Source organism: Steroidobacter sp. (genome assembly GCF_016790065.1).
GTDB lineage: Bacteria > Pseudomonadota > Gammaproteobacteria > Steroidobacterales > Steroidobacteraceae > Steroidobacter.
In genome coordinates this window covers 1-9,818 of record NZ_JAEUPY010000513.1, presented here as the reverse complement: position 1 = coordinate 9,818, position 9,818 = coordinate 1, and the positions used below count along the sequence as shown (strand labels likewise).

Here is a 9,818-nt window from a genome sequence, read left to right as displayed (position 1 = left end):
CACGCCGGCAACCTCCGCTAGATTCTTGCCTTCCCAGTCAGGCCGCTGTTCGAAACGCGAAATCACCATGACTTGCGGCCCCAAGCCGCCTTCGACAGTGAGGCGCATCTCGTTCACGATACGAGCACGCAGTGACGGATCACGCAGCCGCTGCGACATCAGCTCGTCGGCCTGAACCCAGCGTGGCACCGTCACCGCCGAGAGGCTGGTGCTGGAAGCTGTATAGGGATATTGGTCGGCATAGACTCTTTGTCCTTGGACGCGAGCCTGCTCGATCAACTGAGTCACCGGCAGCGATTTTCCCCAGTGACTGGCCCCGAGAATGCCTTCCGCCTTGATGTGCGTGATGTTGGCGACGACGCCGGCTTCTTTGCCGATGCGGATCGCCTCGCGAACCGCGTCTAGCAACCCGTCCTTGTTGGGATCGTCGTAGAGAAAATCGCCTTCGTCACGAATGTGTGAGGTATAGATGCCACCAGACTCGCCAGCCACGCGGGCCAGTTCGATCACCTCTTCCGTCGTCGCATAAGTGCCGGGCGTGTAGTACAGCCCCGACGACAATCCCACCGCGCCTTCTTGCATTGCCTGTCGCACCATCGCCTGCATCCGCTGCATTTCCTGTGCTGTAGGTGCCCGGTCGAACGAGCCGCCCATGGCATCTTCACGGATGAAGTTGTGCCCAACAGTGTGCATTACGTTTGGACCGATACCGTGCCGCTGCAGGCGTGCGAAGTAATCTGCGACTTGATACTCACCCGCGCCGTCCGGCCCGGTGACGACGGTCGACACGCCTTGCCGCAGATAATTCAGCACCGAGTAGCGTTCAGGCGCATCGACGGGAAACTCTGCGTGATTGTGCAGATCGATGAACCCTGGGGCGACATACAGACCCTTCGCGTCCACGGTCAGCGTTCCAGGGCCGAGGGCTTTGCCAATCGCAGCGATCCGATCGCCCTTGATGCCCAGATCGGCGACGAACGGTTCCTGGCCCGAGCCGTCGTAGATCAAACCATTCCGGATCACGATGTCGTACTCGGCGCGCTTCCCGCAGCCCGCCAGCACGCACACCAGCAACAACACAACCGGATACAGAATGCGCACACTCACCCCTCGAGCAGTCTGGAAGCGCCGAGGCTAGCCTCACCCCGGCAGATGAATGTTTGCTTTTTGCCAGGCGCCGCGATCGATTTCGATCTCGACCTAGTCCTTGACCAGCAGGCCGCGCGGGAAGGTAGAGAACACCTCGACCGCGCCCGGCGTCACTCGCACGGTTTCACTCAGTTCGAAGCCCCAACGGTCCATCCACATGCCGAGAATCACATGGAACGTCATGTCCGGCGCCAGCACGGTCGCATCGCCGGACTGCAAGCTGGCGCTCTTGTCGATCCATGACGTGAGTGGATAGCCGATGCCGATGGAGTAGCCGATGCGCGACTCCTTCTGCAATCCCGCCTGCCTCAGAATGCCGTTCCAGTGATCCGCCACTTCACCGCAAGTGGTCCCGGCGCGCATGCGCTCCAACACAGCGGCCATGCCATCGACAGTCACTTGCGCACAGTGCTGCAACTCGGCTGGAGGCTTGCCCAGAAAGAAGCTACGAGACAAGCCCGCGTGATAACCATGGCGGCAGCCACCGAGTTCGATGCTGACGACCTGTTGGCGTTCATAGCGCCCGTCAGACCAACCCAAGTGAGGTGCGGAGGTTCGTTCCCCGCTCGGCATGGCCAAACCGCCCTGCATCGTGAGATGGCCCGGGTGTTGATCCGTGCCCGACACCAGCGCTGCGAACACTTTGGCAGCAGCGTCGCACTCGCGCACTCCAGGCTCGATCGCATCGAAGCCTGCCTGCATGGCACGCTGAGCGATTTGCGCAGCCTGCCGGATGTAGCTGATCTCGGCTTGCGACTTCACCAGCCTCGCATGGTTGACTAGCAGATCGGCATCGACCCACTTTGCGTCAGGCAACTCACTCCGCAACTGCTCGACACACTTCGGTGTCAACGGCGCGCTATCCAGTTCCAAACCAAAGACGCGAGTGCCCCACTGCTTATCTCGCAAAACCTGACCGATGAACTCCATCGGATGCCGGCCCGACACGCCGATGTAGCGTTCCGGGTAGCCGATCAGATTTGCTTCGCGCATGAATGCGGTATGGCGCGCGCAGGCCACGTCCATCTTCCGCCCCACCCACAACGGCTCTTCAGCATCGAGGGCGACCACCACCATCTGATGAGTGTAGTAAGAGAACGCGTTGTACCCGGTCAGGTAGTTCATGTTGGCGGGATCGGACACGAGCAGCACGTCGATGCCCGCCCCCGCCATCCGCTGCTTCACGAGCGCAATTCGTCGGAGGAACTCTGGTGTGTCGAAGGCCAGTGCCGTTTGGGAATCACTCATGACCTGTGTCCTCTGCCCCATGCATGAACCGCTGTTGCAGCGGTGTGAGCAATGCCAGCAGCAGCGCGGCGATGGCGCAGCCGCAGGCCAGCTGAATAAATACCGTCCGGAACGAATAGTGCTCGGCTAGCATCCCGATGTACGACGTCAACCAAGTGCCGATGCCGATACAGATGTACCAACCGCCCACCAGCAGTGGCCGATAACGCAGTGGCGCAAGCTTGCTCGTGAGCGAGATTTGATTGGCCCACACCAGTGAATCACCGAGCCCGAACAACACATACGCGCCGATGAGCCAGAGCACGCTGGGCAAGTCAGGCCCGCTGCCGCTTTCCGCAGCCACCAGCACCAGATATCCGATGGCCAGCGAGCCAATGCCGAACGAGAGCTTGTAAGACGCACTGGGATTGCGATGCTGGCGGGAGAGCTTTCGCCAGGCTGCGCTCAGCAGAGGCACGCACAAGAAGAAGCTCCATAGATTGACCGTCTGCAGCCAGGTCACCGGCACCTCGAAGCCACCGATGAAGCGGTCGAGCCGATCTCTCGAGTACAGCGCCAGCATGCCGAACATCTGATAGAACGCTGCGGCATAGATGATCGTGAACAGGCCCTGCACACCGATGACGCCGATGCGCTCCCAATCCACTCGCGTCAGCGGCCGAGCACTATGTTGCCGCTTGATGGGAGCAGCGGCACCGATATCGCCGAGCCACGCATTTTGTTTGGTGAGGTACGCGAGCATGCCCAGCGCCATGCCGATCGCAGCAGCGCCGAAACCGTAATGCCAGCCGATGCGCTCGCCGAGATAGCCGACGACGATGGCACCGAAGGCCGCACCAATGTAAATCGCCGTGAAGAACCAAGTGAAGCCTTCATCACGACGTGCGCCGCTTTCTGGATAGAGTCCGGCGACGATCGAGGAGATGGCGGGCTTCAGCAGTCCGGTTCCCAGCAGCACTAACGCCAATCCGACCAGGAAAATAGCTGTGCCCGCGGCGTTGGGCCCCTCGCCTCCCGAGTACCAATGCGCCATCGAGGGCGACATGGCCAACAACACGTGGCCACACAAGATGACGATGCCGCCGATGGCAATACAACGACGCTCACTGATGACGCTGTTGGCTACCCAAGCACCCAAGGCCGGCAGTGCGAAGGCCAATCCCGCATACCAACCATAGAGCTGCAACGCGCGAGCGTTGTCCCAACCCCAGCCACCGTTGCTCGGCGACGCGGTTAGAAAGATCACCAATAGGCCCACCAGCCCCCAGTAACTAAAACGCTCCCACAGCTCGGCGAATGCAACGAGATACATCCCTCGCGGATGGCCGAGCCAAGTTGCACTTTGAGGACGAACCGGTGGCGCATCCACCGGCGTCTCCACAGTCACAGCAGATGAGTGCGACACGCTCACTCAGACCATGCCTGCCAACCCACGGCGCGATAAATAGCATCGGCCTCGTCGTAGTGCAGTTCGAGGTCGTTCAGATTCATCTCGTCTTTGACGAAGCTGCCGTGGCCCTTCAGGAACGCACTCGGCTCGACATCGCCGCGAACTGGATACTTGAAGACATTCTCCGACAGCAGCGCCTGGCCTTGGCGGCTCAATAGAAATCTCACCAGCTTCAGCCCCTCTTCCTTGCGCTCCGTGCCAGCGGCCAACCCAACGCCAGTGACGTTCACCGGCTGCCCCGCGCCTTCCTGATCCAACCACGCGATGCCTACCGTATCTGCCAGTTTGATCCCTTGCTTAGCCTCCTCGCCGCGCGCGATGACATACCCAAGATAGTAGGTATTCACGAAACTCAGCGCAGCCTCGCCCTTGGCGACTCGCCAAATGTTCCCTGTGTCGCCCGAGTACTCCGTCGGATCGCCAGCATTCGCCTTGACCGAACGAGCCCACTCCAACGCCGAGTCATGGCCTTGATGAACGATCATCGACGCGAGCAGCGAGCGGTTGTAAACATTGGCGGCCGAACGCAAAGCGACTCGTCCGCGCCACTTCGGATTGGCCAGGTCCTGCAGCGTCTTGATCTCACCCGGCTTCACTTGCGCTTTGTTATAGATGACCGCACGGGTACGTAGTACGACGCCATACCACTGGCCGTCCCGATCGCGCCAGCGCGGCGGCACGATGGCGTCGAACTCAGGCGACTGGATGCGCTGAAACTTGTTGAACTTCTTGGCCTCGGTCAGGCCTTTGTAGTCGGATACCAGGATCACGTCGGTATCGAACGTGTCGTAGGCATCCGTTACCTTGACCGGTATGCCGGTTTGTTTGGTGAAGGCCGTGATGACAGGCTGCAGGTACTCCGCTTTGTGATACCAATTTACAGTCAACGGCGCCTGCGTGGACGCTGCCATGACCGGCATAGCAAGCATAGACAGCAGTGCTGCCGCGATCGAAACCCATCGCATCGACATCTTTGAGCAATCTCCAAGCAATGAAACAGTGAATTCTCATCGTCGCGCGCCATCGCGCGCCTGTAATCAACGCTGCTTCTTCAGCTCTAGCCACTGCGCCAGCGCGTTACGTACCCGCGGCCCCTCTACGTCGCCGGCAATGACCGCGCCGTTCAGCACCTCATCTCGTAACTTCAATGACAGCCGCACGATGTAGGGATAGCGTTCGGTATCGGGAGTGCCGATGCGCACATTCAGCGCTCCGGTGAACATCCCTCCCGAGAAGTGCGGCGCGTCGACTAACGCCGGCAATTGATCGCCCACTTGGGCCACGACGTTGCCACCCGCAAGAAAGCGCAACTCGACCGGAACGTCCTTCACATACGTCTCGAGCGTGCCCTTCCACACACCGAGCAATGCCGCGTCCGGCGCAAATGGCGCCGCATCGGCGGACTGCCCCTGCTGACGGGGTTTCCAACCACGCAGTAACTTCGCTGCGAGGCGCTCGGCGACGTCGTCGGTGAGCGCGTTATCCGAGTTGCTCAACACCACCAGAGCCAGCTTTGCCTGCGGGAACAGCTGCATCTTGGTTTTCACGCCGCCCATGCTGCCGGAGTGAGACACGATCCGATAACCGTTGCGTTCGCGGATCGCGAAGCCGACGCCATAACCGTCGTTCAGATCGCCAGCGGTGAGCTGATGCATCTGTTCGATGGAGGCATCGCTCAGGATCGCCCGCTGCTCGGGCAGATGCGCTTTCAGATGAAACAGCGCGAAGCGAATCAGATCATGCGCGCTCGAGTACACCGCGGAGGCGCCGGGATGATCGAATCCATAAAACGGAATGGGTAATCCGTCCGGGCCATAGCGCGTGGCCGCGAACGCCTCCAAGCCCGGGCCGATGTCGACCGAGGTGTGCGTCATACCCAACGGCAAGAACACATTCAGCCGCATGAACTGCGCATAGCTCATGCCCGACGCTCGCTCCATGACGTAGTCGAGCACGCCGTAGCCGAGATTGGAGTACTCGTAGTGCTCACCGGGCGCGGTGACGAGGTTTCCATAGCGCAGGATGGTTTCGTCCATCGAAGGCCGTGTGTAGGGCTCATCGGAATAGAAGAACTGGTAGTGCTCCGGCAAACCGGACGTGTGATTGGCCACACGCCGAATCGTGGCGCCATCCGCGTTACCGACGCGTGCGCGCAGCTTTGCGTTGCCGAGGTACCGATTTGCAGGAGCATCCAGATCGACTTGCCCCGCCTGTACCAGCGTCATGAGGCCCGTGGCTGTGAGCGGTTTGGAGATCGACGCCAGCGAGTACAGGGTGTGCTCGTCCGCGGCGATTCGCTTCTCGCGATCCGCCCAGCCGAAACCCTGCTCCCACACCACTTTGCCATTCTCCGCCACGGCCACGGCAAGCGACGGTACGGACTGCTCGACGAGCTCTGCGCGAATGTAGTTCCGGATATCATCGAAGCGGTCGGCGGATATCGCATCGACGCTGCGACACAGGAGCATCGCTCCCAACATCGTCGCTTTTGCGAGCAATCGGCGATTCACTCGACTCACAGTATTCACAGGCCAACCTCTACCATTCATACGGCTGCTCACGGACCTTCATAAAAATGATTGCGTCGAAGAACGAGCCACGCGCGCTCATCCAACGTGCGTCGAATGGACGCTCGTTCATTGCCAACAAGAAGCTTTGCTCGGGCGATAGCGCGGCGAGAGGCCGCAGCAGCGGATCGGCCAGGCCGTTCGCATCGTTGCGCCGGCCCGCGCTCGACTCACTCGGCCAGTAAGTGCCGATCGCCACATACTGGCGACCCAGCCGTTGTTCGAGCAGACGCCCGAGCTGCCGCTCTTCGTAGTAGGGATTGGGTCCCTTGGTCAGATGATTGAAGGAAGCAAACAACATGACCCGGCCCTGCGGGCCTTCTTGTTCGAGCACCCATTCGAGGTTCTCAGCCATCGCCGCATCACGAGTGTCAGCATGACTTCCGGCGGCGGGGGCTGCGTGAAAGTCGGCGTCGTGCTGTTGCACGAGTCTCACATTGCGCCGTGCACGCTCGTAGTCCAGTGCAGTGCCCTGCTTCAGCCAGGCGGCACGCTGCTGCTCGAAAGCTGCAGCCAGCTCCACGAGCGACGCGGAGAAATCCCGCCACTGACTCGCTGACAGCGACGCATGCTTCGATCCATCGAAATGCGACAGACCGGACCGCAGACGTTCGGCGAAACTCTCGGCCAGTCGTGCATCGCGCGCGCCGATGTACGAAAGCGCGTCATCCGCCGCCTGGCGGGCACGTGCAAAGATCTCAGTGCCCGGCCGGAAGCCATTCAGATCGATGCCATGGAATCGAACTTTCCGGCGCGTGCTCGACAACCCGTTGTACTCGCGCATCCAGCGGATCAGTTCGCGATTCTCGGCAACCTGATTTGGGTTCCACGCGAACACACCATGGACCACTTCGGGTAACGGCTCCGCAGAGCCACGCCCCAGCACGTACTCATCCACAGCAACCGAGTACGTGAACCCTGTCTCAGCGGCCAGGGCTGTGAGTCCCTGCTGAGTCACCAGGTACTCCAGCATTCGGTTGCGCAGCGCCAGGCATTCCGGTTGCACATGAGCGAACTCGGCGAGACCTATGACGCGCGCACCGGCAATGATTTGCTCCAGTGCCCGCCAATCATCGAGCGGCGCTACTCGGCCCGCCGCCCATGACACTGTTGTGCCGACCGGCGATTCCACAGGGCGCACGGGGCTCTCCCCCAGCGCCATCGCTGAGGCCAACGCGACTGAGAACAGCACGAGCGCCGCCTCAGAACAGCTGCATTTGAGCGGACAGGATGAAGGTACGCCCCTGCCCTGGGGTGTACTGATGCGAGAACGGACCGAGACCTTCCCAGTAGAAGTCGTCGAACAAGTTGGTCACATTCAGTCGCAGAGTCAGCTCGGGTGCGAAGGCACTGAGACGATATTGGATGCCGAGGTCGGTGCGAACATAGCCATCCACCGGCACTTGGTTTTGCAGATCGAGGTAGCGCGAACCCACACGATACACGCCGGCATTCAAGCTGAGCCCAGGGACCTGAGATACGCCATAGTTCACGAACAAGTTGGCGGTGGTTTTTGCGATGGCGGCCGCCTTGTTGCCATCGAGCGTCGGATCGACGTTGCGTACCAGTTCGGCATCGATATAGCCGAGGCCGGCCACCACGGCGAGATTGGACAGGATATTGCCGGTCACCGTGAACTCTGCACCTTGGTTGACCTGTTCACCGAAGCGGCCATAGACATGCGTCGTGTCGTCGAGATAATCGATAGGCAACTCGATGCGGTAGAGCGCCACTGCCATCTCCAGTCCACGCGTCAGGCGCGCCTTTGCTCCCACCTCGTATTGTTTCGCTTCGACCGGCGGTTGCAGCTCGTTGGGATTCACGATTTCCAAGCCCGAGCCATCGAGCGACGGGGATTTAGAGCCGTACTGCAGACTGCGCGCGTAACTGCCATACATAGTCACGGACTCACCCGGCTTGTAGAGCACGGCCGCCGAGGGTGATGTTTTACGCACGTTGAGTTCTTCCACTCTGGCATCGGAATCGACCATCCGCGCACCGAGCATGGCTTGCCAGTGATCGCCGAAATGTAGTGTGTCGCCGATGAAGAAATGCGTCTCCGTGGTGTTCAGCGAATCGACCACCGACAGCGGGCCGCCATACATATTCGGTCTCGGCCCGAACGCAATGTTGTGCAGGTTGCCGGTCACCGTTGCGACGCCGTCGCTGAAGTCACCGCCCCAGTCCAGAAATTCGTACTTCTCTTCGCGACGAAACACACCGAACGCCAGCTCGTGAGCGACCGGTCCCGTGCTTACTTTGCCGAGCGCGAGCAACTGCGCAGTCCGCTCATCGTAGCGGGCCGAGCTGCGCGGATTGACGTTGAAAATCAGTTCCTCGAAATCGCCGTTGGGCTGCAGTGAGGTGATGAAGCCGAAGTTCAGATGCGTCACCAGCTTCTCGTAACCGATCTGCGCCTGAACTTGCCAATTGTCGGATACCTCATAGTCGGCTCGCAGGCCGACGTGCGACGAGGTCCAACGCGAGCGCGCCCACGGCGGCACCGGCAATTCGTCCTGATCGAACCGCGGCGGCTCGGTGCCTGCCGTGGTCAGCGGCAGCCCCAGATAGCCGGGCTGCTCGCGTGTGGAGTAGCTGCTGTCCAGACGCAGCAGCAGCGCATCGCTCACCTTGGCATCGAACGCCAGCGAAGCCACGAAGCGTCGCAGGTCGTTGGGATCGGTGTAGTCCTCGCGATCCTGGTAGACCACGTTGGCGCGGTAGCCGAACTGACCGTCGCCGATCGGCCCACCGGTATCGATATGGGAATACAGTCCAGCGCCATCGAGATAACGCACGTCGAGCGTCGCGAAAGCATCACGCGTCGGGCGCTTGGTCACATAGTTCATGACGCCACCAGGCTCGGCAAAGCCGTACAGAAAGCCGGCCACGCCCTTGATCAGCTCCATGCGGTCATACACTTCGATGGGGAAGTCGCCTTCCCGCTCGGCGATCAGGCCATCGCGACGAACCGCGCCCAGTGAGGCCGGAAAGCCGCGCAGCACGACATTGTTCTGGTAGCCGATGTAATTGCCCTGATTCTGTGCCGATGGATCGTTCTTCAGAATTTCAGCGGGCGTGGTCGCCACCTGCAGCTTCGCCAGATCGCTGCTATACGAAGCGATCGAGAACGGAATATCGATGGGATCTTTGTCTCCCAGCACGCCGGAAGTGACGACGCGCGATGAATACAGCTGCGGCCGGCTGGCGGTGACCGTGACTTGTTCGAGGCGAACAGGGTCGGCGTCCTGATCCCGCTGCGCTTCGCTCTGTTCGTTTGCAAGTTCGCCGCCGGTGGTGGCCGACGACACCGACTGCGTCTGCGCCAACCTGAACTTCTGCGAGCCATGGGTGCCGAAATGCGGCTGCGTAGGATCCGCTGCGTTGTCGCTGGACGGTGGCGC

The 9,818-nt window shown here is 60.8% G+C and carries 7 protein-coding genes; all 7 read right to left on the bottom strand.

The features are described 5' to 3' along the window. Window positions 1-1,101 (bottom strand): N-acyl-D-amino-acid deacylase family protein (locus JNL55_RS21410; protein ID WP_293858603.1); only part of this gene is annotated, 1,101 nt, incomplete at its 3' end. A 99-nt stretch (window positions 1,102-1,200) separates the two neighbouring features. After that, window positions 1,201-2,397: a M24 family metallopeptidase gene (locus JNL55_RS21405; protein WP_293858600.1), complete on the bottom strand. Its 1,197-nt coding sequence runs from the start codon at window positions 2,395-2,397 to the stop codon at window positions 1,201-1,203. Beyond that, window positions 2,390-3,802 carry a peptide MFS transporter gene (locus JNL55_RS21400; protein ID WP_293858597.1) on the bottom strand — a complete coding sequence of 471 codons (1,413 nt, stop codon included), beginning with the start codon at window positions 3,800-3,802 and terminating at the stop codon, window positions 2,390-2,392. The genes JNL55_RS21405 and JNL55_RS21400 overlap by 8 nt, the downstream gene beginning before the upstream one ends. A 2-nt stretch (window positions 3,803-3,804) precedes the next feature. Next, complete coding sequence (locus tag JNL55_RS21395) at window positions 3,805-4,758, bottom strand: extracellular solute-binding protein (protein ID WP_293858594.1); 954 nt, start codon at window positions 4,756-4,758, stop codon at window positions 3,805-3,807. 126 nt (window positions 4,759-4,884) lie between these two features. Further along, window positions 4,885-6,375 (bottom strand): serine hydrolase domain-containing protein, encoded by a 1,491-nt coding sequence (locus JNL55_RS21390; RefSeq protein ID WP_293858591.1) that lies wholly within the window; start codon window positions 6,373-6,375, stop codon window positions 4,885-4,887. A gap of 10 nt (window positions 6,376-6,385) precedes the next feature. Beyond that, on the bottom strand, window positions 6,386-7,555 hold the full coding sequence (locus JNL55_RS21385; RefSeq protein ID WP_293858588.1) for an erythromycin esterase family protein: 1,170 nt from the start codon (window positions 7,553-7,555) through the stop codon (window positions 6,386-6,388). 61 nt (window positions 7,556-7,616) lie between these two features. After that, on the bottom strand, window positions 7,617-9,818 hold a 2,202-nt coding region (locus tag JNL55_RS21380), incomplete at its 5' end, for a TonB-dependent receptor (RefSeq protein ID WP_293858585.1).

Coding starts and splice junctions, on each gene's coding strand:
- JNL55_RS21405 (WP_293858600.1), bottom strand. CDS start 2,397: ATGAGTGATTCCCAAACGGCACTGGCCTTCGACACACCAGAGTTCCTC.
- JNL55_RS21395 (WP_293858594.1), bottom strand. CDS start 4,758: ATGGCAGCGTCCACGCAGGCGCCGTTGACTGTAAATTGGTATCACAAA.